This is a genomic window from Amycolatopsis ruanii, assembly GCF_003385175.1.
Taxonomy (GTDB): Bacteria; Actinomycetota; Actinomycetes; order Mycobacteriales; family Pseudonocardiaceae; genus Amycolatopsis_E; species Amycolatopsis_E thermalba.
On sequence record NZ_PQHY01000025.1, the window covers coordinates 61,617 to 85,958 of the forward strand.

27 protein-coding genes are annotated in these 24,342 nt (G+C 70.8%); 24 read left to right on the top strand and 3 right to left on the bottom strand.

The window, feature by feature from the left end; all coding sequences use genetic code 11:
- Positions 1–100: 100 nt before the first annotated feature.
- The 23 genes from D0D28_RS16200 to D0D28_RS16315 all read left to right on the top strand — a co-directional run bounded on the left by D0D28_RS16200 (position 101) and on the right by D0D28_RS16315 (position 19,893).
- Entirely contained in the window at positions 101–799 is a 699-nt protein-coding gene (locus D0D28_RS16200; protein WP_240323229.1) for an SAF domain-containing protein, read from the top strand.
- The gene (locus D0D28_RS16205) at positions 799–1,710 is read left to right on the top strand and encodes a carbon monoxide dehydrogenase maturation protein (protein ID WP_116111119.1); all 912 of its coding nucleotides are present in this window, start codon (positions 799–801) and stop codon (positions 1,708–1,710) included. Before D0D28_RS16200 ends, D0D28_RS16205 begins: the two co-directional genes overlap by 1 nt.
- Positions 1,707–3,077, top strand: coding sequence for a CpaF family protein (locus tag D0D28_RS16210; protein WP_116111120.1), 1,371 nt, complete (start codon positions 1,707–1,709; stop codon positions 3,075–3,077). Before D0D28_RS16205 ends, D0D28_RS16210 begins: the two co-directional genes overlap by 4 nt.
- A complete protein-coding gene (locus tag D0D28_RS16215; RefSeq protein ID WP_116111152.1) occupies positions 3,074–3,982 on the top strand; it encodes a type II secretion system F family protein in 909 nt (302 codons plus the stop codon). The genes D0D28_RS16210 and D0D28_RS16215 overlap by 4 nt, the downstream gene beginning before the upstream one ends.
- Positions 3,979–4,872, top strand: coding sequence for a type II secretion system F family protein (locus D0D28_RS16220; RefSeq protein ID WP_116111121.1), 894 nt, complete (start codon positions 3,979–3,981; stop codon positions 4,870–4,872). Before D0D28_RS16215 ends, D0D28_RS16220 begins: the two co-directional genes overlap by 4 nt.
- A gap of 46 nt (positions 4,873–4,918) precedes the next feature.
- A complete protein-coding gene (locus tag D0D28_RS16225) occupies positions 4,919–5,107 on the top strand; it encodes a hypothetical protein (protein ID WP_429727824.1) in 189 nt (62 codons plus the stop codon).
- A gap of 2 nt (positions 5,108–5,109) precedes the next feature.
- Positions 5,110–5,529: a TadE/TadG family type IV pilus assembly protein gene (locus D0D28_RS16230; protein ID WP_116111123.1), complete on the top strand. Its 420-nt coding sequence runs from the start codon at positions 5,110–5,112 to the stop codon at positions 5,527–5,529.
- Positions 5,530–5,591: 62 nt separating this feature from the next.
- Positions 5,592–6,014 carry a TadE/TadG family type IV pilus assembly protein gene (locus D0D28_RS16235; RefSeq protein WP_275895907.1) on the top strand — a complete coding sequence of 141 codons (423 nt, stop codon included), beginning with the start codon at positions 5,592–5,594 and terminating at the stop codon, positions 6,012–6,014.
- Between the two features lie 38 nt (positions 6,015–6,052).
- On the top strand, positions 6,053–6,442 hold the full coding sequence (locus D0D28_RS16240) for a pilus assembly protein TadG-related protein (RefSeq protein WP_429727822.1): 390 nt from the start codon (positions 6,053–6,055) through the stop codon (positions 6,440–6,442).
- A gap of 35 nt (positions 6,443–6,477) precedes the next feature.
- Positions 6,478–6,891 (top strand): hypothetical protein, encoded by a 414-nt coding sequence (locus tag D0D28_RS16245; protein ID WP_116111126.1) that lies wholly within the window; start codon positions 6,478–6,480, stop codon positions 6,889–6,891.
- On the top strand, positions 6,891–9,473 hold the full coding sequence (locus tag D0D28_RS16250; RefSeq protein ID WP_116111127.1) for a BTAD domain-containing putative transcriptional regulator: 2,583 nt from the start codon (positions 6,891–6,893) through the stop codon (positions 9,471–9,473). The genes D0D28_RS16245 and D0D28_RS16250 overlap by 1 nt, the downstream gene beginning before the upstream one ends.
- Before the next feature lie 799 nt (positions 9,474–10,272).
- Complete coding sequence (locus D0D28_RS35690; protein ID WP_162831084.1) at positions 10,273–10,419, top strand: hypothetical protein; 147 nt, start codon at positions 10,273–10,275, stop codon at positions 10,417–10,419.
- 44 nt (positions 10,420–10,463) lie between these two features.
- The gene (locus D0D28_RS16255; RefSeq protein ID WP_116111128.1) at positions 10,464–10,940 is read left to right on the top strand and encodes a hypothetical protein; all 477 of its coding nucleotides are present in this window, start codon (positions 10,464–10,466) and stop codon (positions 10,938–10,940) included.
- A 44-nt stretch (positions 10,941–10,984) separates the two neighbouring features.
- Entirely contained in the window at positions 10,985–12,130 is a 1,146-nt protein-coding gene (locus D0D28_RS16260) for an AAA family ATPase (RefSeq protein ID WP_116111129.1), read from the top strand.
- Positions 12,131–12,154: 24 nt separating this feature from the next.
- Complete coding sequence (locus D0D28_RS16265; RefSeq protein WP_116111130.1) at positions 12,155–13,909, top strand: VWA domain-containing protein; 1,755 nt, start codon at positions 12,155–12,157, stop codon at positions 13,907–13,909.
- Between the two features lie 83 nt (positions 13,910–13,992).
- On the top strand, positions 13,993–14,727 hold the full coding sequence (locus D0D28_RS16270) for a hypothetical protein (protein ID WP_116111131.1): 735 nt from the start codon (positions 13,993–13,995) through the stop codon (positions 14,725–14,727).
- Positions 14,724–15,095 (top strand): hypothetical protein, encoded by a 372-nt coding sequence (locus D0D28_RS16275; RefSeq protein ID WP_116111132.1) that lies wholly within the window; start codon positions 14,724–14,726, stop codon positions 15,093–15,095. Before D0D28_RS16270 ends, D0D28_RS16275 begins: the two co-directional genes overlap by 4 nt.
- Positions 15,095–15,586: a hypothetical protein gene (locus D0D28_RS16280; protein ID WP_116111133.1), complete on the top strand. Its 492-nt coding sequence runs from the start codon at positions 15,095–15,097 to the stop codon at positions 15,584–15,586. The genes D0D28_RS16275 and D0D28_RS16280 overlap by 1 nt, the downstream gene beginning before the upstream one ends.
- 21 nt (positions 15,587–15,607) lie before the next feature.
- Positions 15,608–15,838, top strand: coding sequence for a hypothetical protein (locus D0D28_RS16285; RefSeq protein ID WP_116111134.1), 231 nt, complete (start codon positions 15,608–15,610; stop codon positions 15,836–15,838).
- Positions 15,838–16,656: a hypothetical protein gene (locus D0D28_RS16290; RefSeq protein WP_116111135.1), complete on the top strand. Its 819-nt coding sequence runs from the start codon at positions 15,838–15,840 to the stop codon at positions 16,654–16,656. The genes D0D28_RS16285 and D0D28_RS16290 overlap by 1 nt, the downstream gene beginning before the upstream one ends.
- Positions 16,657–17,044: 388 nt before the next feature.
- Complete coding sequence (locus D0D28_RS16300) at positions 17,045–17,821, top strand: hypothetical protein (RefSeq protein WP_162831085.1); 777 nt, start codon at positions 17,045–17,047, stop codon at positions 17,819–17,821.
- 13 nt (positions 17,822–17,834) lie between these two features.
- Positions 17,835–18,368, top strand: coding sequence for a hypothetical protein (locus tag D0D28_RS16305; protein ID WP_116111137.1), 534 nt, complete (start codon positions 17,835–17,837; stop codon positions 18,366–18,368).
- A 550-nt stretch (positions 18,369–18,918) separates the two neighbouring features.
- On the top strand, positions 18,919–19,893 hold the full coding sequence (locus D0D28_RS16315; RefSeq protein WP_162831086.1) for a hypothetical protein: 975 nt from the start codon (positions 18,919–18,921) through the stop codon (positions 19,891–19,893).
- A gap of 584 nt (positions 19,894–20,477) precedes the next feature.
- On the opposite strand, the gene D0D28_RS35695 is transcribed toward D0D28_RS16315, so the two are convergent.
- Together D0D28_RS35695 and D0D28_RS16325 are read right to left on the bottom strand one after the other, a co-directional pair.
- Positions 20,478–21,218, bottom strand: coding sequence for a hypothetical protein (locus D0D28_RS35695; RefSeq protein ID WP_162831087.1), 741 nt, complete (start codon positions 21,216–21,218; stop codon positions 20,478–20,480).
- A gap of 77 nt (positions 21,219–21,295) precedes the next feature.
- Positions 21,296–22,111 (bottom strand): hypothetical protein, encoded by an 816-nt coding sequence (locus tag D0D28_RS16325; protein WP_116111141.1) that lies wholly within the window; start codon positions 22,109–22,111, stop codon positions 21,296–21,298.
- A gap of 342 nt (positions 22,112–22,453) precedes the next feature.
- On the opposite strand from D0D28_RS16325, the gene D0D28_RS16330 reads away from it, so the two are divergent.
- Positions 22,454–23,191, top strand: coding sequence for a hypothetical protein (locus D0D28_RS16330; RefSeq protein ID WP_116111142.1), 738 nt, complete (start codon positions 22,454–22,456; stop codon positions 23,189–23,191).
- A gap of 25 nt (positions 23,192–23,216) precedes the next feature.
- On the opposite strand, the gene D0D28_RS16335 is transcribed toward D0D28_RS16330, so the two are convergent.
- The gene (locus D0D28_RS16335; protein WP_116111143.1) at positions 23,217–24,200 is read right to left on the bottom strand and encodes a C40 family peptidase; all 984 of its coding nucleotides are present in this window, start codon (positions 24,198–24,200) and stop codon (positions 23,217–23,219) included.
- Positions 24,201–24,342 lie beyond the last annotated feature (142 nt).

Sequence of the window (24,342 nt, forward strand, 5' to 3'; positions counted from 1 at the left end):
AACGGGATAACCCCCGCCCCTCAACTGAATTCGTTCTTTTCCTTTTTCCGGCTGCGCATTCGAGATGCGTGGTGCGGGTGAGCTATGCCTGGAGGCGCACGTGACCAGTACCGACATCCACACTGGCGGTGACACGGCTGCGGTCGAGCGGCCGGGGGCCTGGTTGGATTCCACCGGTTCCCCGGGGACGCCACCTCGTCGTCGGCGCCGTCGCCTGCCTCATCTGCTGTTCGGTGTGCTGCTGGTGGTGTGCTGCGTCGGGGGCGCGGTGTGGTGGACCACCGGCAGCCAAGACCGGGTCGCGGTGCTGGTGGTAGCGCGGCCGGTCGGCGTCGGCCAGGTGCTGACCACCGCCGATCTGCGCAGCGTCGACGTTGCCGCGGCACCGGGTGTGGCGACTGTGCCCGCCGGTGAGGCGTCGGCGGTGCTGGGCCGTCCGATGGCGACCAGCCTCGGGCCGGGGGCGCTGCTGACTCCGGACAGCGTCGGCGATGCTGTGGTCCCCGCGGCGGGGCGGGCGGCGGCGGCGGTCGCGGTGAAGCCGGGCCAGTTCCCGCCGGAACTGGCCGCCGGGACCCGGGTGACGGTCGTCGTCATCGCCGACACCACGGCCGACACGGCGAAATCCAGCGCGGGAGGCGCGCCGTGGCACGCGACGGTCATCGGGGTCGCACCGACGGGGACCGATCAGGCGACGGTGGTGTCGCTGGAGCTGGAGTCCACGGCGGCGACCGAGCTGGCGCAGGTGCCGGCCGGGCAGCTCGCGCTGGTGATGCAGCCCGCGGGTGGTGGTCGCTGATGCTCGTCGCGCTGATGAGCCTGAAGGGCTCGCCCGGAGTGACCACGACGGCGGTGGCGTTGGCCGCGCAGTGGCCCGACACCACGCCGCAGCGTCGCCTGGTGGCGGAGGTGGACCCGAGCGGGGGTGATCTGGCGATGCGGTTCGGCCTGCCCCCGACGCCCGGCCTGGTCAGCCTCGCCGCCGCCGCGCGCCGCCGGCGTGCGCTCGGGCTGGTGTGGGAGCACACCCAGGCTCTGCCGGGAGGTGCGCGGGTGCTGCTCCCCCCGCCGGGCGCGGCGCACGCCCGCGCCGCGCTCACCACCCTGGCGACCGCGCCGGGCGAGCCGCTGATCGAGGCGACCGCCCGGGAGCCCGGGGTGGTGGTGCTGGCCGATTGCGGGCGTCTGGACCCGGGCTCGCCGGCCGAAGCGCTCGCGCGCCGCGCGGACGCGCTGGTGCTGCTCACCGGCACCCACGCGGACGCTCTCGCGCACGCCGCCGCCCGCTTGAGCGAGCTGGCCCACTGGACCGCGCGGCCGGGGCTGCTGCTGACCGGGCACGGCTACCCGACCAGCGACGTCGAACGCGAGCTGGGCGTGCCGGCGATCGGCCGCATCCCGCACGACCCGGCCGCCGCGGCGGCGCTGGCCGGACACCAGCCCTCGGCTCGCCGCCGCGGTGGTGGTCTCGCGCGCGCCGCTGCCGCGCTCGCCCGCACGCTGACCACTCCGCCCCCGGCACCGGCTCAGGCGGCTCCACCCGGGCTGGCTGTGGTGCCGGGCGTGCCCGCTCAGCAGGTGCGCTTGCCCGGCGGGGCAGTGATCCGCCCGCCCGGGCCCGGCCTCTACCGCTTGCGGCCGGTGCCGACACCGCAGGCGGGCGAGCCGTCGCGGAACGGACACCAGCCGGGGAAGGAACCACGCACATGACCCACATCGATCATCTGCACCTGGTGGCCCCGCTCGCCGACGGGCCCGACGACGCCGAGCAGCGGCTGCGAGCCCGGCTCCGGCAGACACTGACCACGGACCTGCCTGGCCGCGTCGAGACCGACGGCGCCAGCGGGTCGAGCGTGCAGCGGCGCCGCGAGCTCGGCCGGGAGGTCCTCGACGCCGCGATCGCCGCACACAGCGAGGCCGAGCTGCTCGCCGGACGCACCTTGGTCGATTCGGAGGCCGAGGAGCGGGTCGTCGAGCACGTGCTCGGCGAGGTGTTCGGCCTCGGTGGCCTGCAGCCCCTGCTGGCCGATCCGACCGTGGAGACGATCGCCGTCAACCGCTACGACCAGGTGTTCGTCCAGTACAACGACGGCCGCCGCGCGCGAGTCGCCCCGGTGGCCGGGTCCAATGAGGAGCTGACCGATCTGATCCGCACGCTGGCGGCGCGCGCCTCGTCGGAGGAGCGCCGGTTCGACCGCGGCTCGCCCGCGCTGAACCTGCAGCTGCCCGGCGGGGAACGCCTGTTCGCGGTGCTGGGCCTGACGGCGGGCGGGGTGACGGCGTGCACGATCCGCCGGCACGGCTACCTCACCGCCACCCTCGCCCAGCTGCGCCGCCGCGGCACGCTCGATGCCGGGCTGGAGCGGTTTCTGCGCGCGGTGGTGCGGGCCCGCAAGAACGTGTTGATCACCGGCGGCACCGGGGCTGGGAAGACCACGCTGCTGCGGGCCCTGGCCGCGGAGATGGACCCGATGGAACGCCTCGTCACCGTCGAGGACGCCTTCGAACTCGGCCTGGGCCTCGACCCGGAGCTGCACGCCGACGTCACCGCGTTGCAGGCCCGCGAGCCCAACGTGGAAGGCGAGGGCGCGATCGATCAGGCCGAGCTGGTGCGGTGGGGACTGCGGATGAGCCCGGACCGGGTGATCGTGGGCGAGATCCGCGGGCCCGAGGTCATCCCGATGTGCAACGCCATGTCCCAGGGCAACGACGGCTCCATGGCGACCCTGCACGCCTCCAGCTCGAAGATCGCCTTCACCCGGCTGGCCTCCTACGCGGCTCAGGGCCCGGAGCGGCTGCCGCTGGAGGCCACCGCCCTGCTGGTGGCGAGCGCGGTGCACTTCGTGGTGCACCTCGACCGCGCTGCCGACCGCACCACGCGGGTGATCGCCTCGATCCGGGAGGTCGTCGATGCCGAGGCCGGCTCGGTGATCTCCAACGAGGTCTACCGCCGCGGCCCCGACCGCCGCGCGGTGCCCGTGCCCGGCGCGTTGCGCGCGGACACCCTGGACGACCTGGTCGCGGCCGGGTTCGACCCGGACCTGCTGACCCGGCCGGAGGGGTGGTGGACGCCATGACGCTCGACACCGAGGTCCTCGTGGCCGCCGCGTTCGGCTTGGGCGCCGCGGCCGGGATCCTGCTCATCCTCGCCGGCTGGCGCGCGACGCCGTCGCGTCGCGGCGTTGTCCGTGCCGCGCGGGGGAGGGGCGCTGACCGGAGGGTGCTGGTGCGGCTGGCGCTGGCGGTCGGTGCGGGGCTGCTGACCGCCGCCGTGACCGGGTGGCTGGCCGGTGGTGTCCTGGCTGCGGCGGGGGTCTGGTTCCTGCCCCGGCTGGTGGGGCCGGACCGTGCCCATGCCCGGCGGGTCGCGCGGATCGAGGCGATCGCGTCGTGGACGGAGATGCTGCGCGATGTGCTGTCCGCGGCGGCCGGGCTCGAGCAAGCCATCCTCGCCACCGCGCCGCTCGCGCCGTCGATGATCAGCGGCGAGGTCACCGGCCTGGCGGCGAGGCTGGAAAGCGGGCAGCGTCTCGCGCCCGCGCTGCGGGGACTGGCGCGCGAGCTGGACGACGCGACCGCGGACCTCGTGCTCGCCGCGCTGGTCCTGGCCGCCGAGCACCAGGCTCGCCAGCTCGGCGACCTGCTCGGCTCGCTCGCCACCACCGCCCGCGAGCAGGCCGCGATGCGGATGCGCGTGGAAACCGGGCGAGCCCGCACCCGCACCTCGGTCCGGGTCATCGTCGCCACCACCCTCGCCTTCGCCGCCGGGGTCGTGCTGTTCAACCGCGCCTACCTCGACGTCTACAACTCCGCCATCGGCCAGGTCGTGTTGCTCCTGCTCGGTGGCGTGTTCGCCGCCGGATTCGCCTGGCTGGCACGCATCACCACCAGCGGTGGCCGGGCCCGCGTACTCGCGCTCGACACCCCGCGCGCACCGTCGGGCGAGGGCATGGCGATCATCGGCGGAGGTGAGGGCGCATGATCCCCGCGCTCGTGTTCGGCGCCGGCGCCGGTGCCGGCCTGTGGCTCCTCCTGATCTGGGCGCTGCCACCCCGCCCCGCGCTGAGCGCCCGCCTCGCGCACATCAGCACCCGGCCGGCCGACCCACCGATCACGGCCGTGTCCGACGCCGCCTGGGTCACCAAATGGGGGCGGGTGTTCGTGCCCGCGCTGCGCACGCTCGGCCTGCCAGTCGTCAAGATCGAGAACGATCTGCGGGTCACCGGGCGCGGTGTCGACACCCACCTCGCGTCGAAAGCTCTCCTCGCGCTGAGCGGATTGCTTGCGCCGTGGCTGCTGCAGGCGCTGCTGGCGCTGGGCGGGCTGTCCCTGGGGCTGGAGGTGCCGCTGCTGGCCGGGCTCGTGCTCGCCGCGCTCGGGTTCCTCGTGCCGGACCTCGACGTGCGGACCAAGGCCACCCGGTTGCGGCGCGAATTCCGCGACGCCCTGTCCGCCTTCCTCGACCTGGTGTGGATCACCCTAGCCGGCGGCGCCGGGGTCGAGTCCGCCCTCGGCGACGCCGCCGCCGTCGGGCGCGGCCCGGCGTTCGACCAGATCCGCCGCGCGCTGCACGCCGCCCAGCTGACCCGCACCACCCCCTGGGCCACGCTGCGCCGGCTCGGGGAGGAACTCGACATCACCGAACTGTCCGAACTGGCCGCGTCGATCTCCCTGGCCGGTACCGAAGGCGCCCGCGTTCGCGCCTCCCTGGCCGCGAAAGCCCAAGCACTGCGCACCCACCAGGTCACCGACGCCGAAGCCGACGCCCAAGCCGCCACCGAACGCATGGCCATGCCGGTGGCGCTGCTGTTCCTCGGCTTCCTCGGATTCATCGCCTACCCCGCCGTCATCCAAGTCCTCAATGGACTGTGAAAGCTCTGCACAACAACGGAAAGAAGGCACACCAATGGTGAACCACATGCGCATCGTCTGGGAGCTGATGGCCGCGCGGCTCGCGCTGCTGCGGGGTGACCCGGAACGCGGGGAGATCACCACCACGGTCATCGTCACCGCCCTGATGGCGATCGCCGCGATCGCGATCATCGCCATCATCGTCGCGAAACTGACACAGAAGGCCAACTCGATCGACCTCGGCCTCGGCAGCTGACCATGCTAGCCGGGAGGGTTCGCCGGGCGCTGCGCGGAGACCGGGGCGAGGTCACGGTCGAGCTGGTGCTGGCCACCCCGCTGCTGTTGCTGGCCCTGCTGGCGATCGTCCAGTTCGCCCTGTGGTCCCACGCCACACACGTCGCCCAGGCCGCCGCATCCCAAGCCCTGGCCGCCGCGCGCACCCAGAACGGCACCACCGGCGCCGGCCAAGCCGCCGGGCAGCGCCTGCTCGACGACCTCGCCGCCGGGCCCCTGCGCGAGCCGCAACTCGCGGTCTCCCGCACCGCGGCCACGGTGGCGGTGAGCATCCGCGGCGAGGCCGCCGCGGTACTGCCCGGCGTGCATCTGCACGTGCACGCCGAAGCGTTCGGTGAGGTCGAACGCTTCCTGCCCGACCTCACCACGGCGCACGGCTGGTGAGGGGAGGAAGTCCGTTGACTCGACCGAGTTCAACTTCCGCGCCGACGTGGCGACGCTGGTGGGTGGCCGAGCGCGGATCGGTGACGGCCGAGGCCGTGCTGGTGGCGCCGGTACTGGTCATGCTGCTGGTGTTCGTGGCCGTGGTGGTGCACCGCGGCGTCGATGCCCGGCTGCGCCTCGACGACGCCGCCCACCAAGCCGCACGCGCCGCCACCCTGCAACGCAGCACCGCGGCCGCCGCCACCGCCGCCCGCGACACCGCGAGCGCCGCACTCGCCCAGGCCGGCCCGGTCTGCCGTAACGTCGCCACCACCCTGTCCGGAGCCCTGACCCCGGGCGGCGCGGTCACCGTCCACGTGCGCTGCACCGTCGACTTCGGCCAGGCGCTGCTGCTCGGCGTGCCCGGCGGGAAAACCCTCGAATCGAGCGCCAGCGAGGTCGTCGACACCTACCGATCACAGCCCGCCGCCCGAGCGACGCCATGACCGGCCCAGGTTCCTGGTGGCGTGCAGAGCATGGGCGCGTGACCGCGTTCGTGCTCGCGCTGCTGGTCGGGCTGCTCGCCCTGGCCGGCTTGAGCCTGGATGGCGGGCTCGCGCTGGCGAGCAAGGTCCGCGTGAGCGGGCATGCCGAGTCCGCGGCGCGTGCCGGCGCACAGGCCCTCGACCTGGCCGCCTACCGCAGCGACGGCACCCTCCGCGTCGACCCCGCGCGAGCGCGGGACCTCGCGCAGCGGTACTTGGCCGGTATCGGCGCGACCGGCACGGTCCAGGTGGCCGGGGACACGGTCACGGTCGAGGTCACCGACACCTACCGGCCCCAGCTGCTCTCGCTGATCGGCATCACCGACATCCACACCCACGGCCGCGGCGCCGCACACCCCCAGCGCGGCGTCACCGGCATCGACCCCTGAACGCCGCAACACCAACACGAAAGGGGAACACCGGCATGGTCACCTCCGAAGACGAGATCACCCGCCGCCTCCAGGAAACCGATTCCGCGCGCAGCGCCCGCCGCGCGCACGCCGCCACCACCGTCGGCGAGCTCGCGCGCCGGCACGCGGAGCTTGCTGGTCAGCTCGCCGAGCTCGAACGCGAACTCGGCGACACCCTCACCTCGGCCGGTGACGTCATCGACGTGGACGAGCTGTCCCAGGTCACCGACATCCCCGTCACCGACCTCGCACGCTGGCGCGACCACGCGGCGAAACCCCGCCGCGGCGGCAAACGCAAACCACCCACTAGGAAGCAGAAACCCACCAACGGCAAGGAATTCCGGCATGACGGCACGGTGGCCGCGCCCATAGTGCCATCGGGCGCGCCCGACTCCACCGCGGTCGCGGCCGGCGCGGCGAGCACCTGATGACAGCGGCGTCCGGCGCCCTGGGGATCGTGCGGCTGCTGGGCCGGACGGTGAGCGGGCTGCTCGCCGCGGTGCTGCTGGCCGCGCTCCTGCACGGGCTTCCGTGGGCGCTGATCCACGGCGTGGGATGGCCGCTGCCGGACCACGTGCCCAGCCTGGACGAGATCGGCACCGTGCTGATGGCGCCGATGTCGAGCAGGTTCCTGCTCGACGCGCTCGCCTGCCTGGCCTGGCTGCTGTGGCTGATGTTGGTCCTCGACATCGCCGTCTGCACCCTCGATGTTGCCCGCGGCGCGCGGTGGCCGGACCTGCGGCTACAGAGAGGACCGTTGCGGCGGGTCGCGGCGGTGCTCGTCGGCGCAGTGCTGGTCGCGGTCCTAGGTCGCACCGCGACCGCCGCCCCCACGCCAGCCGGGCACGCGCCGATCGTCGCTGCGGCCGTCGAACAACCGGTGCCCGCGGCCGAGCCCGGAACGGAGCGAGTCCGGGCACCCGAGGCCGGGGTGCACGACTCGCTGTGGCGGATCGCGCAACGCCGCCTGGGTGACGGGAACCGGTGGCCGGAGATCTGGACCCTCAACCAGGGCAGCTCCCAACCCGGCGGGCGGCTCCTGACCAACCCTCACCTCATTCACCCCGGCGACCTGCTCCGCCTGCCCCTGAGCAGCTCACCCGCCCCACCGGACAGGGGCTCCAGCACACCGGCGCCGCCGCCTCCACTCGCGAGTCCAGGTCCGAGCACCACGCCCGCTGCCGACGCCGGGAGCCCGGGCAAGCCGGCCGACGACCCGGCATGCGGCAGCACCGAGATCTTCGTCAGCCTGGGCCTGGCCGCGGCCGTCAGCGCCCTGCTGGTGCTCGCGCGCCGCCGCCACAATGCGCGCTACCGGCCCGGTAGCGGCCGCCGCGACGACCTGCCCGTCGCGCCTGTGGTCTACCAGCTGCGCCTGGCCCACCTGCGCGCCCAGCATGACGAGGACACCGAGCCGGACGCTAACCCCGCCGACCCGGCGGCCCCGGCCGAGCGTGAGGTGCGGGTCGTGGGCGGCGCCGGGCTGAAGAACTCGCCTTCGGTGGTGGACATCGGCCTCGACGTTCCCATACACGGAGCAGGGACGCAGGTCGCTCTCGATCTGGCCCGCGTGCACGGCCTCGGACTCGTCGGGCCTGGCGCCTACGCCGCAGCTCGTGCCCTGCTGCTCACCCTCCTCACCACCCGACACGACGACCGCCCCGCGCCGAGGATGCTCGTGCCCGCCGCCGACCTCACCCGGCTGCTCGGCGTCCCGGTGCCGCCCGCCGACCTGCCGGACACCGTCACCGTCGTACCCGACGTGGACACCGCCCTGGCCACCCTGGAGTCCGAGAACACGCCACCCGGGTACACCCTCGTCGCGACGCCACCGACCGACGCCGGACAGCAGGAGCGGCTGCAGCAGCTGCTCGACAACCACGCCCAGCACGGCCTGACCGCGCTGCTGCTCGGCCAATGGCGCCCCGGCGTTACCGCCTACGTCACCGCCGCCGGCGTCATCTCCGCCACCGACCCCGGCCGCGGCGAACCCCTGCGCGGCATCCGGGCCTTCACCCTCCCCGAAACCGCCACCCGCGACCTGCTGACCTTCCTGCGCACCACCCAAGCGCCAACAGAGGACACCGGCCCCGGGGTTCCTCACCACGATCCCGATCACCTCGAGATCGCAACCAATGCGCCGTCACCGCCGCCGAGGGCGGGCGCTCCTGAGCCCCCGCAGGCCGCGGCCGCGCCCCCGGAGAACGCGGCGGCGGCGCTGCTGCTGACCGTGTTCGGCACCCCGGTCCTGCGCTGGCGCCCCGATCCCACCCACCCGCAGGACCTGCCCGTCGACCTGAGCAGCCGGCTCACGGAACTACTGGTGTTCCTGGCCGTGCACCCCGGCGGCGCGCCCCGCGAATCCATCATCGACGCCCTGTGGCCGCATCGGCCACCCCGCAACCCCGCCAGCGTGCTGCGCACCCTCCTGTCCCGGATCCGCCGCGCCCTCGACACCGCCACCGGTGGCGCCGTCGGCGAGCTGGTGCTGGCCGAGCACGGCTACTACCGGCTCGACCCGGCCGTCGTGCAGGTGGACTACTGGGCCTTCGCCGACGCGGTCACCCGACGCCGCACCGCCACCACCCCCGAGCAGCGCACCGACGCCTACGAGGCCATCGTCGCCCATTACGGCGGCTTCCTGGCGGAGGGCCTGGAGGCCGAATGGCTTGCCGCGGCACGGGAAGCGACCCGCCGCGACGCCCTCGACGCCGTGGCCGCGCTCGCCCGCGCCCGCGTGGACACCGACCCCGACTACACCCTGGATCTGCTGGAAACCGCGCGCGCGTTCGACCCCCACAACGAGCTGCTCTACCGCGACATCATGCGCCTGCAACACAAACTCGGCCGGCACGACGCCATCTCCCGCACCCTCACACTCCTGCACACCCGCCTCGCCGAAATCGATACCGAACCCACCAAAGACACCATCGACCTCGCCCAGCGACTACGTGCCCGCCACACCGGGATCCCGCTCGATGATTCGCCTCGTGCCATGGCAAATGAATGAACCGCACCACCTCCTGGCAGCGTCAAAGGCATTTGTGCGGAACAGCGAAATGCCTCGATATCTCGCCCCGTTCACGCCCGCTCGGATGCTAGCGTCGGCCACGGTAATACCGTCGGCGACGTCAAAAAAGAAGAACTTTGTGAGCGTGCTCCTGAATTCTGCGGAAATTCCCTCGCTGCTCCGCGTCGAGTGGCCTGCGTGCCTGCCTCACTGTCCACGTCGCAGCGATGGCGACGCCCGCGGGCGGTCACGCACCGCCACCGTGGCAAGGTGCGGTGATCCTGAGCGTGACGGCCAACCGTGGGGCCGCTGGCCCGGCAGATCAGCCTCGCCCTCCGGTATCCGGCTAAGCCGGATCCCCCGGTGCGGGGCCTTTCCGCAGCTCACGACCACCGACGGGGGATCCGCCGGTGTCCCAGACTCGCTTGACGCCAAGCGGGTAAGCACATCAGGCCCGGGGGCGGTGTGGCCCGTGGCTGCCGCTCGTCAGCAACGGACTACCGCACTCCACTCACCTTGTCTTTCCCGCGCTTGCCCACATATTGACGATAAGCAATTCTTGTCCGCGGCTTTATCAATCGCGGCCGGCCTTCCATTCCCTTTCACTATTGGGCCGGACACTCCTGACCTGCGCAAACGTCTGTGGAAAACGACGCCGGCAACGCTCGAAAATCGCCCGAAATTCGCGGAAATTCGCGCGGGAAACCTATTGCGCGGCACCCGGGATCGAGTTACGTTTGTTGTGTCGCCGGGAACCCCCGGAAAATCGGAATCAGTGAATTCGCGAATGGGGACCGTTATGTGCTTCACCGATGTCACTACCCACGCCGATGGAACCGCCACCGCGTTTTGCTACTGCGGATGGACCGAAGAACACCCCAGCCACGACGCCGCCGCAGCCGCCACCGACGCGCACCACGACGCCACCGAACTCGCGTACAGCTGAACCGCCCAAAAACCCGCGCCACATCCCGGAAAGGGGGCCACGTCGTGAGCCGCAACGCCCGCACCCCAGCCGTGCACGTCATCGACCCGATGGCCGATCCCGCGCCGCTGCCGGAAATCACCGTCGACCACTTCCGTGAAAACGGCTGCACCGTCACGTGCGTGGTCATCGACCCCGCCGACGCGCAACAAACGTTGTACGGCACGGTCACCCGCCCCGACGGAACACTCGCCGGAACCTACTACCCGGCCGACCGGGTGCGCGGTGAGCACTGGCGCATCGTCGCCACCGACGGTACGCATTACCACGCGGCCAGCGAATTCGACGCCGTCGAATGGCTGTCCACCACCACCCCCGGCGGCGGTCCCGACACGGGAACCGTGGAATGCGGCGGATGCTCGCGACCGCTGACCATCACCCGCCAGCAGTGGGAACGCGACGCGTCCGCGCCGTGCCCGTGCGGCAGCGGCGCCGACCTGACCTTCCATCGGCGGCACGCCGAATGGGGCGAAAACCTCTAGCCCCGGACCGATCCGCAACCGCGACTGTCTGAAAGGGACACCCGATGAGCACGCCCGCCACACCGACTGCCCGGGGCGACGCGCCCGCCGCCCCGGGGACGACAACCCGGCTGCGCAACGGCGAATTGCGCCGCATGGTGGCCGAACACCTCGCCAGCAACCCCACCGCCACGGTCACCCCGTCCGCGATCGCGCAGACCCTGAAACGATCATCGGGCGCAGTGGGCAACGCGCTGGCAACGTTGGCCGCGCGCGGGCAAGCCGAACAGGTCGGCACCAACCCGCTCACCTACCGTGCGACCGGGAAAACCGCCGACGCCGCGAAAACCGTCACCATCACCCCGCGTACCACCACCCCCACCGGGTCGACGCCACCCGCTCCCGCCGCGCTGGTCACCACCCCGGTCCGGCGCCCGAATGGGCAGATGTACCACCCGCGCAAACTGTCCGGGCTGTCCGACGTCACCGCGCTGCGGCGGTTGCGTGCCGCTGGGGTGTCCGCGCTCATGTACGGCCCACCCGGCACCGGGAAAACGTCGGTGGTGGAGGCCGCGTTCGACGACCTGATCACCGTGCAGGGCGACAGCGACACCGTCACCGACGACTTCGTGGGTTCCTACACGCAAACCCCGGACGGGCGCTACGAATTCGCCTACGGCCCGCTGGTGACCGCGATGCGCGAAGGGCGGGCGCTGTTCATCGACGACGCTACCCTCATCCCGCCGACCGTGCTCGCCGTGGTGTACCCCGCGATGGACGGACGCCGCCAGATCATCGTCAAATCCCACCGCAACGAGGTGGTCGACGCCGCGCCCGGGTTCTACGTCGTGGCCGGACACAACCCCGGCGTCCACGGCGCGGTGCTCACCGACGCGCTCTCGTCGCGGTTCGCCGCGCAGATCCACGTGTCCACCGACTACGACCTCGCCACCCAGCTGGGCATCGAACCCAGGGCGGTACGGGTCGCGCGGAACCTGGCCGCACGGCAGCACAAGGGCGAAATCGGGTGGGCGCCCCAGCTGCGCGAGCTGATCGCGTTCACCCGGATCGCCGACGTGCTGGGCACCGCCGCCGCCGCTGGCAACCTCCTCGGCATCGCACCGGAGGAAGACCGCGACGTGGTCGCCGACGTGGTGCACAACGTGTTCGGCCCCCACGTCGCCCCACTGTCACTAGGCCCCCAGTTCTAAGGGACAGTCCGGAAAGGACAGGACATGAGCACCCACGTCGCCACCGCCGCCACACCGACCGCCGTGTTCCCGGCCGCGCCCGGGTGGCTGACCCTGTCCGCCGCGTTCGGCGACGAGGTCCCCGCGATCGCCGACCGCGACGACATCGTGGTCACCGTCGCGCCCGGAGCGGGCCACGGCGCCCCCGCGTGCTTCTTCTACGATCCCGCCACGATCGAGGTCGACGGTGTCCACCTCGCCCCCGGGGTCGACCCCGCCACGGTCGCCCCGCACCGGGTGGGGGACCGCAAGCGCTACCGCACCGCGTGGGGACTGCTGACTCACGAATGCGCGCACGCCAAACACTCGGTGTGGCAAGCGCCGGACGACGCGCCGCCCGGTGCGGCAGCGGCGGCGGCCCTGCTGGAGGAGTCCCGCATCGAAGCGGCACAGCTGCGCCGCCGCCCGGGTGACCGGTACTGGTTGCGCGCCAGCGCCACCAACCTCCTGCTCGCCGATCTCAAGGTCGATCTCGACGACCCCGCGACCGCCCCGCAGATGACGACCGCCGACGCCGCGTACGGCGCCCCGCTGCTGCTGGCTCGGGTGGACGGGGGAGTCCTCAACAGCCGCGAAACCGCCGCCGTGCGGCGCGAGGTCACCCGGGTCCTCGACGCCGGCACCCTGGACACGCTGCGCGAGATCTGGCGCGAGGCCCACCGCACCGCCGACGACGACACCGACGCGATGATCGACCTCGGCCGCCGCTGGTGTGAAGCCGTGGGCAGCGACCCGAACGAACGGCCCCCCGAACCCGGCAGCCACGCACAGGCGCCGGGCGGCACCGGCAGCACCCCGTCGCCGCTGGCGACAGCGCTCGCCGACGCGGTGGCGGCCATCGACCGCGCCGTGGACGCCGAGCCCGCCCCCACGGACCCCGCCACTGAGGCATTGGAGGCCGCCGCCCGGGAGGACGCCGCCGACCAACAGGCCCAGCGCAACGCGCGCGCGGTGTTCGACGGCCCCGGCGCACCCCCGACCTCCGGCACCACCATCCGGGGCAGCCGTCCGCCCTCCGCGCCTGAACGCGCCGCTGCGCGGCACCTCGCCCGCGCGCTGACCACCGCCGGAGCCCGCGACCGCACCCCCACCAAGATCCGCTCCGCGCTGCCCCCGGGACGGTTGCGCATGCGCGGCGCCATGACCGCCGACGCGCAACGCGCGGCGGGCGCGATCCCCACTGCCGAGCCGTTCACCCGCACCACACGTGCGACCGTGCCCGCCCCACCGCTGCGGATCGGGATCGCCTGCGATGTGTCCGGGTCCATGAGCGCCTTCGCCCGCCCCGTGGCCTCCGCGGCGTGGATCCTCGCCGAGGCCGCCCGCCACACCTCCGTGCCCGCCACCACCGCCACCGTCATCTTCGGCTACCACGTGCGCCCCATCACGCGCCCCGGCAGCACCCCGCCGCGCGTGACCGAATTCGACACCAACGACGGTGAGCACCACGTCGACACCGCGATCAGCGCGCTCGACGGCGCGCTCGGCCTCACCCGTCCCGACGCCGCCCGGTTGCTCGTGATCGTCTCCGACGGGTGTTTCGAGGCGACCACCAAGGAACCGGGTCAGAAGATGCTCGACCGGTTGCGTGCCAGCGGATGCGCGGTGCTGTGGCTGGCGCCCGACGCGCCCTTCAACGAACCCATGCGCGGCGCCACCGTGCACACCCTGACTGACCCCGCCACCACCGCCCGCGCCATCGGGCAGGCCGCCACCGCCGCCCTGCGCGCCACCCGCTGAACCAGCCCGCCCGGCGGCGGGGCCAACCAACCGACGCCGCCGGACCGGACCCCCACGACCGCAACGGTAAGGAAACGCCAGCCATGACCACCGACCCGCACCCGAGCGACCCGACCGTGCCAGCCGACGCCGTCGCCCTCGTGCCCGCACCGCCGGACTCGGTGCCGCTGCGCAACCCCGCCGACGCGTGGGCACTCGTGATCACCACCGTCCGGCTCGGCCGGCCCTGGTCCACCCGGCCCACCGACCTGATGGCCGGGGTGTGGCTGCCCGCCCAGCCCTCCGCCGACCTGCACCAGGGCGACGTCGTGGTGCGGCTGCACCCGCCCGCCAACAACGACCCTGACAAGGCCGACGTCGAGGTCCTCATCGCGACCGCGTACGGCTGGCACAGCGTGCAGACCCTGCCCGCGATGAGCGGGCACTGGCCGCACTACCGCGCCGCCACGATCATGGCCTGGATGCGCGCCCTCGCCGACGAGGCCGAGCGCGCGATCGGACAGCGGCTGTTCACCTCGTCCGTCGGCATGCCACCGTACCCGGACGGGCTTGACCAGCTGATCGACGCCGGACTGATCGCGCCCGGCGAGGAGGTGGTGTGGAACGGGCACACCGCGACCGTGGGCCACGGCGGCGCGCTGCTGCACGGCACCGATTCCGCCCCGCTGTTCCCGACCGCCGTGTCCGCACTGGCGACCCGGCTCGCCACACCGACCACGGTCAACGGCTGGTACCTGTGGCGCCGCGCCCGCGACGACCGCCCCCTGGCCGACCTTCGCGCCGAACTGGCGGACGCACCACGGAGCACGCAGCGATGATCCGCGACGCGCGCGACATACCGTCCCGGTGCGGCGACGTCCGCGACCACGCCAGCGGCCTGCCGCGCCTGCTGACCGCCAAGTGCGCGACCTGCATCTTCCGGCCCGGCAATCTGATGTTCCTCCCGCCCGGCTACCGCGACCAGCTCGTGCAGGAGGCACTCGCCCGCGACAGCTGGATCGTCTGCCACGCCACACTTCCCGACACCGGGAACCCGCCCGGCACCCAGGCCCTGTACCGGGGCTTCTGGGACGTCCACGCCCGCGAGTCCGCAGGCTGCCGCCTGACCCTCGCCCTCGGCGGACCCGTGCTCGTCCCGCCACCGACACCACCCGCGGAAACCGGGCACAGCACGGGGGAGCAGTGATGGTGACACGCACGGACTTCTACCTCGGGGCGGGCCCGAGGGCGGAGTGGATCGGGTCCCTGCAGTTCGCCTGCCATCCCGACAACCTGCTCAAGGACGACCACGGCCGCGCCGTCCTGACCGCGCTCGCCCTGCCGCGCTACCGCGAGGCGGTGCGGGACCTGCTGATGATGTGGCCCATCAAGCGCCTGGGGGTGGGCCACCCGCCCCGCCACGGTTGGCCGTGGGACTGGGACACCAGCCACTGCAACGACTGGATCATCACCTTCCTCGGCGGCCCTGGCGGCGGAGTGCACATGACAGCGGGCGGCGGCGACCGCTGGCACCGCCTCGGCCCCGACTACCCGCGCCCGCCTCTGCGGTGCGGCCCGCCCGACCTCGCCGCCTGGGCACGCGACCCTGCCGCACCGCCAGCGGTCACGCTCCCGGTGTTCCGCTCACCCGGAGATCCATCCACCGACTACGCCCGCGTGCTGTGGCACCAACCCTGACACCACTACGGAAGGAGACCCATGCGAGACAAGAAACGGCTCCTGTGGACGGTGCTGGCCGTGATGCTGCCGGGACCTTGGACCCCAGTCGTCGTGGCGGCCTACCTCCTCGACCGCGCCACCGAGCGCGACCAGGACACCGAATGTGATGCCCGGCCCGCGCCGAACCTGGCACCCGACCCGGCCACGACCCGCTCGAACCCTTACGAACCGCCGCGCAACCGGACCTCCTACACCGCCGGAGGTGTGTGATGAGCCGCTCGACCACCCACGACTTCTACCTCGGGCGCGGACCCGACGCCGAGCGAATCGGATCGATCCACCTCGGCGCCTGCGCCTGCCAGAGTGTCGAACAGATCTGGCGGGCCCGCTCGGCGGACGAGTTCGCCGACCTCGTGAACTCCTTCCTGCACGCCGCCGAGGTCGGCCAGGCCGGGGAGGTCACCCACCGAGGCCGACCGTGGCCGTGGCCCTGGCCCACCAGCCACGGCACCGACTACACCCATGCCTTCGACACGGACACCGTGTGGACAGCCCGGCAAGGCCAGCGCTGGTCGATGCGCGCGGGCGAGTACGTCCCGCCCGGACCGGGCGACACCCCGGTGGTGTTTCCGCACGGTCGCGACACATGCGGCTACACCGGCATCTATGCCGCCGACACCACGAGGCGCCGCTACGGACCGCTCCTGGGCGAGACCCACCGCCACGACCTGTCCCAGCTGGGATTGAGCATCCTGTCCGACCTCACCCTGCCGTGGTCGCCGGGACCGGCATCCGCTCAGCTCGTCGAGCTCCGCGCGCAACTCCCACCGCACCTGCGGTACGCCATCACCGCCCACGAGACCACGGTAGAGCTTGAGATCGAGGTTTTTGGCTTACTCGACGGCGACCTCGCCGCCGACGCCGTCGTACAGGCGCTTGCCATGCTGCCCGCCCTCTACGGATGGACCGACCCCAACGGCGACCCGCCCCGCTTCGCCGTACGCGTGCTCCTCGCCGACGACGAACGCCACCGCACCCACCCCGTACTGGCCGACCGGCACACCCGTGCGGTGCTGACCACCACCTGACCTACCTCATCTCGCAGGCCAGCCGGCGGGCCGAATTCCTGCGAAACCACCACGACACCACAGGAGTTTGGCGTGACCCACCCCGATGAGACGCCGATCGAGGAGCGCTGCCCGGACTGCCACGCCGAAATCGGACAAGCTCATCGCGAGGGCTGCGACGTGGCCCGCTGTCTGGCCACCGGACTGCAGCGCCTCGGTCACGGGGCCTGCCGCTGCCTCCAGGACGTGTGGACCGGGCGGTGGCCCGGTGAAGCCGAATGCGCCGAGTTCGGCTGGATGCTCGGCCCCGGTCTGCCCGACCTCACCCGCCTGATCACCACCGCCACCTGGGATCCGGTGGCCTACCGCTGGATTCGCCCGACCCCATCACCACCGAAGGAGACACCCGATGAACACCCTCACCGCCGGCTCGTCCGCGGACATCGACCTCGCCGCCGGCGAGCACTGGATCGAACACGTGCCCGCCGCGCGCATCCGGCCCCACCAGCTCAGCTTCCCCGCCCTCATCGAACCTCGCCGTCACCACGGTCTGTGGGTGCGGCCCCGGCTGCGCCGCGAGGTCGCGCAGGCACTGTGCGAGTGGCTCAACCTCGTGTACCCGACGGACCCGGACTGGTATCCGCTGGCCCGCTTCGAAAACGACCTGCTCGTCGTCTTCACCGGTGACGCCGCCCATCAACGCCACGAGATCCCACCCGATGAGGGCGGCCGCTACCCGCTGGCCGACATCGGCCGCTGGTTCCTGTCCACCCCGACCCGCACCGCCGCCCGAATCGAGCACGACCTGGCCGTGCTGGGTGATCCCACTCGCCACGCCCCACGCCCCGGCGAAATCCTCGTCACCTGCAACCCCGCCAACGCGGCGGCGAGCGCGTTCCCCGCGAGGATCGACACCCGCCCCCGGCAGCAGCCCTGGATCCCCGTGTTCCGGCCCGAGATCGCCGAAGCCGTGGCCGCGTTCTGCACCACTCACCACGACCTCGCCCCCGACGACTACCCGCAGGTCTACCTCGACGGCCACACGCTCGTCCACGTGCACCAGCACCTGCGCGTCCTGGACAACTACCTGCCCTGGCGCATCGACCCCGACCACGACGGCAACTACAGCATCGACGGCGACGAGTGGACCTTCCACCTCGTTCAGAAGGCGCCCCGCACGAGCTAAGGAGGAGCGCACTGTGCTGCCCGCATTTCGGCCCGGCGAGGTTCTGGTCGCCTCGCCGTATCAGGCCGTGTTCCCCGGAATCCCCGCCAGTGAACTCCCGCCCGCCGTCATCACATCTCCGGAGATCGGGCCCGAACCGCAGAGTGAGGGCTGCTGGTGGGAGACGGGCCTCCGGTGCCGCCGATCCGTGGCGCAGTGGATCGGCATCCACGTGGAATCGATCTACGGCGGCGCGCAGGTCCACTACGACTGGCAAGGCGACGCCCTGCACATCTACGACAACCCGTGGGGATTCGCAGCCGAACCCGAGCCGCGCGTCATCCTCCCCGACGCCCATGGCCGCTACGAGATCCACGACGTATGGTTCCCGATCGCCGCGCCGCTCGCCACCGATCTGGGACGCCGCCACCAGGCCGCGCTCGCGGTCTTGGCAGGCGACGCTCCGCCACGCGCCACGCCGGAGATGCTGACCTATTTGACCGCTTTCCCGAAGACCAGTCCGAGCACACGCCACAACCTCGAACAGCTGCTCGCCCGCGCTCACTGATCGGCCGGGGACGCTCAGTCGCCAGCGACGAGGTGTTGCAGGCACCGCTGCGCGCGGCGAGAAAGCCGCGCGTCAACCGCACCGGCACCGCGTCGTCGAACTCGACGAGAGTGTTCTCGGCGATCTCGTAGATTGTGGCGCCAGCTAGCGCGAGCAGCACCGGGGAGTGGGGAGAGACCACGCTGTGGCTTTGCTGCCGCACCAGCGGACCTCGTTGAACCTTCGTCGACCGAAAGCGGCACCGGGAAAGAGCTGCTGCTTGACGGTGGCTGGGGCGGGGCTGGTACAGCGTGTACCGGTCCAAGCAGGCGTTGCCGCTGCCCACCACCTTCGACCTGACTGCGGGCGTGTGGAGCAAGGCGAACCAGGCGTTTTGGTCGACGTTTTGTAAGGAGGAGCGACGCTCTGACTTACTTGAGACATTCCAGGCTGTCTGGCCGTCCTTCCCCGCTATCGTGCGCGCCTCGTAACGCAGTGCTCGTCGATCACGATTCCGGAGACGAGCAGTTCCACATCGGACGTTTGCGGGTTGCAGAAGGGTTGGTCGGTCGTGACTCCGTTGACGGTGTATCTCGATCAATGTCACTGGGTTACGATGGCGCGTTCGGTGTTCACCCCCGAGAAGATCTTGAACAAAGATGAGCTTGCCGCGGCGGACGCGCTGTGGCGGTATGTGCGCCAGGGCTATGTCAGACTGCCGTTGTCGAGTGCGCACCTGGTGGAGACCGCGCATGCGGGGGCAGCGAATCGACGCAGGATGCTGGCGGAGGCCATGCTCGATGCGTACGACGGGTGGCATATGCGCCATCCGATCGACGTGCGCCGGGCCGAGCTCTCATGGTCTCTTCGCGGAGCCAGTAGCGACGCTGTCCGCGCCGATGACGTCTTCAGCCAGAAGCCGGGCACTCCCTTCCTCGCGGAGGAGTACGTGCCCTACAACGCGGAGGATTCTGACCTGCCTGGATGGGCCCGGCGTCAAGTTGAGATTCGCTCCTGGCGCGATGCGTGGGCAGCCACTCTCTTGACCGAGACGATGACCACGGCCGAACAAGACCATGCCGACGCGGTCATCGGCGGATGGGCGGCGTCGTATCAGGAACTTGCGGAGTACATGAGGGATCATCCTGCTGATAGGGACATCCGTCTCGTTGCTGCGGTACGAACGGCCGCCGATCTGATGCAGGAGATCTCGGCGGAGGCACACCTTGCGGGCCTGACGCGTCAGCAGTTCTCGGCTTGGCTCCAGCCGGAGCGCACGATTGAACTGTTCGCCGGTTTGCCGTTCGTAGGTCGAATCATGGAGATCACGTACCAGCGTCTCCGGAATCCGCAGCGCCTATGGAAACGGAACGACCTGAACGACATCATGTATCTCGCATGCGCTGCGGGTTACGCAGACGCCGTGGTGATCGAGAAGGACCTAGCGCACCACCTCACGACTGGCGAGGCGAGGACGACGCCAGGGGCAGTTGTGCTCCGGAATCTGCGGGAGCTGAGAGGTCACATTCGCGCTATGGCAGCCTGAATCGTGGCTCACGATAAGTGAGCTCATCGTGAGCCAGGAACAGGCTGTAGCCACGCTCGACCCACCGCCTCTGGCGAGCGGGCGACCGCTGCCGAACGCTTCGTCGAGGCGGGCCGGCTGGCGGCTGAGCACATGGAAAAGGCCGAAGCGGCCGGCCAACACCAAGTGCGTCTACGAGGCCGACTGGAGGGTGTGGCAGGAGTGCGCGCCCCGGGCTGGGATCCCCGAGACCTCGGCCAGTCTCGGCGCGCTCCTCGGGTGCGAGGTGTACCTCGAGAAGCTCGGCCGGGCACCGAGCACCATCGACCGGTGACTGGCCGGTGCGATCGTCGGCCCGCGGCAGCGTCCTGGGGCGGCATGTCGAGCCAGGCGGTCGGCGACGTCATCACGCGACTGGGCGCGCAGGCCGGGCTCGAGCTGCGGCTCACCGGGTACTCGGCGCACGGCGCGAAACCATCGCCCAGCAGGGCGGATGGCGGCCAAATAGTGCGGCGCTCCACGGCTACTGCCAGGAGGCCGACCAGTGCCGACAACGCCCTCAGCGGGATCGGACCGTGGCGCGGGGATCAGCCAGTATCTCCGCGTCAGCTCTTCGTGGCACCGTCGTGATCTTCGTCGACTGCCGGAGGGCCTTCTGTCGGCTTACCGAGTAGGCGACGCTCCAGTTCCGCCCTCCACTCCTGTGGCGCACCCGCATAGCGATCAGCGGGCAACGCGCGAGCGATGCGAGACAACGACTCGTTGATCCTCTTCAGCGCCGTGACCGCCTGCTTCATCCTCTGCTCAGGATGTGTGGATGAAGTGACGAATGTCCGGTTTCGGATGACGCTCACGTCCAGCTCGAACCGGTCGACGTAGCGTTCACCATCGGGTGCGTCCAGCTCGATCGTTACAGTCACCTGATCGGGAAAAGGGTTCCGGTTGTCCCGCCCGTCAGTGGTGCCGTCGTAGTAGATGTTGTCCAGCTCCATACCTGGAACGAGGGCGGGAATCGGTTTGGCGTAGCGCCGCTTGAGGAACGGAGCGACGCTCTCGTGTTCTTGCTCCGGAGGAGGGTCGCCGAGCGGTGGGTCGAAGGTGACTGTGACGTTACGCGCGATCGTTGGCCCGTAGTTCTTGATCACTAGCAGCTGTGTTGCGGGCGCATATGGCTCGTCTCGCAACTCGGCAGCAACCATTGGTCTGGTGCGGGCACGGCTGTCGGCATCGGCCCGTGCCAGAGTTCGTTTGCCGTTACGCGCCGACCATACGGCAGCGCCCGCGCTGACAGATGCAACGACTGAGCTGATTCCGGCCGCGATCGCAGCCACCCAGGCTGGTTCCATCCGACCATGCTAGTCGCGCTCTGGCTGCCCTAAGCAACCTGCGACGACCACACACGGCGTTCCGGATGGGGCTCGGCCTACGCCGTGTCCCGGGCCTCCTGCGGGACGTCGGTCTTGGTCGGATTGATCGCGAACCGCTTGGGCGCTTCGCAGGTCTTGATCGCATAACCGTCGGCGGTGAGCTTCTCCAGGGCGTTGTTGACCGCACCACCAGAGCGGCCGAGGTCCTTGCCGATCTTGGCGGGCCCAAAACTCTGGCCCGCATGCTCGGTGAGGTACTCCGCGACCAGGGCACGTAGTCCGCCCTTGGGCAACCTCTTCTCGGCAGTCGGTGCGGTGTCGGCGGTTTCCGCGTCCGTAGTTGAGACTTCCGCCAACGGCTCGGCCGGGTGCGTACTGTCTGCAGGACAGGCCGACGGCGGTTCGGGCAACGCTGCGGGAGCATCGTCGCCGGGTGTGCTGTCGTTCGCTGCTGGGGTCGCCGCGTCGTGGGGCGCGTCGGCGGCCTCAGCAGGGTCCCCGGCATCGTCGGTACTGTCCGTTTCCGAGTCGGTGCTGGGCGCCGTTTCCGGGGTGACGGGCTGCTCGACGTCCGGCGCGATGGCGATGTCCGAGGGTGCGAGGGACCACTTGTCGGGGTCGCGCGGACCGACGCCAGGGGTGCGAATCACGACACCGTCGCGGTCCCAGCGGGCCAAGATCTTCCCGGCGGTCGAACGGCCGATCCCGGCCACGAGCGCCAGCTCGGCCGTGGTGAGACTGGGATTGTCGGCCAATGCGGCGCGGACTTTGCCGTCAGTGGTTGTTGCAGCGGGCTGTTGATCGGGGCCGTGGGCGGCGACGTGGAGGTGGCGCTCCGCGGTGTCGGAGGTAAGCGGGTTCTTACGGGACATGACGAACTCCAGGTGTGCGCTGGGATGGAATTGGGTGGGAATGCCCCGGCCGGGACGGTAGCCCGCCGGTGCGCATCCGGTGGTTCGGGCTACACGACTATGGACGCTTCGTCACCGCCTCCATGTCAAGCGATTGTCCAAAAAGACCGGTGTCGTAAAAGCGCGTTGGTGCGATCACTGGACAAGGGCAATCGATGTCTGGCCTGAGGCCGGGCGCTGTCGCGCCGAGAGGCCGAGGCAGAGCTGAACCACCGGGCGGGACGGGAGGTCGACTGTAGTTGATGAGGACGCCGCCGGGCGGGTCACGAACCTCAAGTTCGAGATTTGCGGCAGACTTGGCCCATGGCCGAACTCGCGTACATGGTTCGTGAAGATTGGGCTCAGTACGGCACCACCATGGGAGAGCAGAGTGCCCTGATTCGAGAGTGGCCTGGGAGGCCACCATACGTCTTCGCGACGGCCGATCGGAAGAAGATCGAGCTGGACCACCGCGGTGACGCGCAATTCATGACCTACGTTGCCCCTAGTGCCGACGAGCGGCACGTCATCGACCTGTCAGACCTCAGCGGGCTCCGACGCAGCGACGAACAGCTCACGGCTCCGCTGGTCGTCATGCATCCCCATGAGGAGCGGGATTGCGATCTACTTCGCGAAATCGTCCCGGCGGACTCTGTCGTGAAGATGTTCGCCATCGTGTGGTCACCGCGAGACATGGTCCGTGCCTGGCTCGATGGCGTCGGCGCCCTGAATCTTCACACCGGGTCCGTGCTTGAGGCTCCGGATGCCGTGCAACTCGAGGCCGCGAAGTGCTGGGTTGGTGAGCAGTACAACGGGCTATCGAGTGGTAACGGCAAGGGTGCCGTCGTGCAGCTGCTGCGCGCGTTCACCGACGCTGGCTATCCGCTCGATGTTGAAACCTGGCTGCGCGCCTTCTTTGCAGCAGGGGGCGAGTTCGAGAAAGCTACGAACGTTGCGAAGCTCATCAAGGAGATGCGAGAGGGCACTCGGCACCGCATCCAGACGCGCTGTCAGGCTGACATTCTCAGCGTGCTACGGGAACGCGCCACCAAGTACGACTGATCGCAACGCAACGTGATTGCGTTCCCTAGTTGTCTGATGACGGCCGTGTGGCGCCGACGTAGTTGTCGTTCGGGTGGCGGTAGGTGTCGATCTGGACGTGGCTGCCGAAGGTTGGGGCGTTGATCATCTTGCCGTTGCCGAGGTAGAGCGCGACGTGGGAGATGTTGGCTGGGGTGCCATAGAAGACGAGGTCGCCGGGGAGTAGCGGGGATCCGGCGGGAACGCGGGTTCCGGTGTGGAATTGGGCGTGGGCGGTGCGGGGGAGGGTGATTCCGGCGGCGTCGTAGGAGGCTTTGGTCAACCCCGAGCAGTCGAATCCACGATCGCCACTGCCGGGTCCGTCACCGCCCCAGATGTAGGGCAGTCCGCGTTGGCCGCAGGCGTAGTTGATGGCGGTCAGTGCCGCTGGCGTTGGGGCTTGGATGTTGTTGCAGTCTCCGGTGCCGTCGAGGGCGGGTGACGGTTCGCAGCGGATGCCGGCGACGGCGGCGACGATGCGGCGGGCGTCGGTTTCGTGTGGTCCATAGGCGTGTGGGGTGCCGGAGCGCTGGACGGCTTGGGCGGCGGCGTTGATGCTCATGGCTTGCCAGTTCGGGGTGGCGAGCAGGTGTTCGTAGAACTGGGTCGCGGCGTAGGTCGGTGTGGTGATCTGGGCAGGGGTGCCCCAGCCCATCGAGGGGCGTTGCTGGAACAGGCCGAGGCTGTCGCGGTCGCCGTAGTCGAGGTTGCGCAGCCCGGATTCCTGGATGGCGGCGGCGATCGCGACGACCCAGCCCTGCTCAGGCACCCGCATCTGTTTGCCGACGGCCACGACGATGGCCGCGTTGCCCATCTGCTCGGCCGTGAAGCCGGGCACCGTCCCGGTGGGTGTGCCGTCCGGGGTGCAGATCAGCGAGCCCGCGGCGCTGCTGCCGGTGAGGGCGCTGACGACGCCGGCGATCCCGGCGGCGAGGAGCAGCGGGATGGCCAGGACGAGGGCGGCGACACCGGCCGCGAGTCTGCTTCCCATGGTTCCGGCACGGCTCCCTTCCGTCGATGCTGGCGTCGGCTTAGCGGGCGAGCCGGTTCGGCGTCGCGCGCGGCGGGATCGGGCTGGGCGGTGGCAGTCGGTAGGGCGTGGCGGCCGCGGTGTCGGCGTTGTCGTCGGGGGT

What these genes read in the sequence shown, in the direction of transcription:
- D0D28_RS16245 (WP_116111126.1), top strand. Translation starts at nt 6,478, where the DNA reads ATGGTCACCTCCGAAGACGAGATCACCCGCCGCCTCCAGGAAACCGAT.
- D0D28_RS16270 (WP_116111131.1), top strand. Translation starts at nt 13,993, where the DNA reads ATGACCACCGACCCGCACCCGAGCGACCCGACCGTGCCAGCCGACGCC.
- D0D28_RS16250 (WP_116111127.1), top strand. Translation starts at nt 6,891, where the DNA reads ATGACAGCGGCGTCCGGCGCCCTGGGGATCGTGCGGCTGCTGGGCCGG.
- D0D28_RS16260 (WP_116111129.1), top strand. Translation starts at nt 10,985, where the DNA reads ATGAGCACGCCCGCCACACCGACTGCCCGGGGCGACGCGCCCGCCGCC.
- D0D28_RS16215 (WP_116111152.1), top strand. Translation starts at nt 3,074, where the DNA reads ATGACGCTCGACACCGAGGTCCTCGTGGCCGCCGCGTTCGGCTTGGGC.
- D0D28_RS16225 (WP_429727824.1), top strand. Translation starts at nt 4,919, where the DNA reads ATGCGCATCGTCTGGGAGCTGATGGCCGCGCGGCTCGCGCTGCTGCGG.
- D0D28_RS16280 (WP_116111133.1), top strand. Translation starts at nt 15,095, where the DNA reads ATGGTGACACGCACGGACTTCTACCTCGGGGCGGGCCCGAGGGCGGAG.
- D0D28_RS16300 (WP_162831085.1), top strand. Translation starts at nt 17,045, where the DNA reads ATGAACACCCTCACCGCCGGCTCGTCCGCGGACATCGACCTCGCCGCC.
- D0D28_RS35690 (WP_162831084.1), top strand. Translation starts at nt 10,273, where the DNA reads ATGTGCTTCACCGATGTCACTACCCACGCCGATGGAACCGCCACCGCG.
- D0D28_RS16275 (WP_116111132.1), top strand. Translation starts at nt 14,724, where the DNA reads ATGATCCGCGACGCGCGCGACATACCGTCCCGGTGCGGCGACGTCCGC.
- D0D28_RS16265 (WP_116111130.1), top strand. Translation starts at nt 12,155, where the DNA reads ATGAGCACCCACGTCGCCACCGCCGCCACACCGACCGCCGTGTTCCCG.
- D0D28_RS16205 (WP_116111119.1), top strand. Translation starts at nt 799, where the DNA reads ATGCTCGTCGCGCTGATGAGCCTGAAGGGCTCGCCCGGAGTGACCACG.
- D0D28_RS16325 (WP_116111141.1), bottom strand. Translation starts at nt 22,111, where the DNA reads ATGTCCCGTAAGAACCCGCTTACCTCCGACACCGCGGAGCGCCACCTC.
- D0D28_RS16230 (WP_116111123.1), top strand. Translation starts at nt 5,110, where the DNA reads ATGCTAGCCGGGAGGGTTCGCCGGGCGCTGCGCGGAGACCGGGGCGAG.
- D0D28_RS16335 (WP_116111143.1), bottom strand. Translation starts at nt 24,200, where the DNA reads ATGGGAAGCAGACTCGCGGCCGGTGTCGCCGCCCTCGTCCTGGCCATC.
- D0D28_RS35695 (WP_162831087.1), bottom strand. Translation starts at nt 21,218, where the DNA reads ATGGAACCAGCCTGGGTGGCTGCGATCGCGGCCGGAATCAGCTCAGTC.
- D0D28_RS16210 (WP_116111120.1), top strand. Translation starts at nt 1,707, where the DNA reads ATGACCCACATCGATCATCTGCACCTGGTGGCCCCGCTCGCCGACGGG.
- D0D28_RS16285 (WP_116111134.1), top strand. Translation starts at nt 15,608, where the DNA reads ATGCGAGACAAGAAACGGCTCCTGTGGACGGTGCTGGCCGTGATGCTG.
- D0D28_RS16290 (WP_116111135.1), top strand. Translation starts at nt 15,838, where the DNA reads ATGAGCCGCTCGACCACCCACGACTTCTACCTCGGGCGCGGACCCGAC.
- D0D28_RS16220 (WP_116111121.1), top strand. Translation starts at nt 3,979, where the DNA reads ATGATCCCCGCGCTCGTGTTCGGCGCCGGCGCCGGTGCCGGCCTGTGG.
- D0D28_RS16330 (WP_116111142.1), top strand. Translation starts at nt 22,454, where the DNA reads ATGGCCGAACTCGCGTACATGGTTCGTGAAGATTGGGCTCAGTACGGC.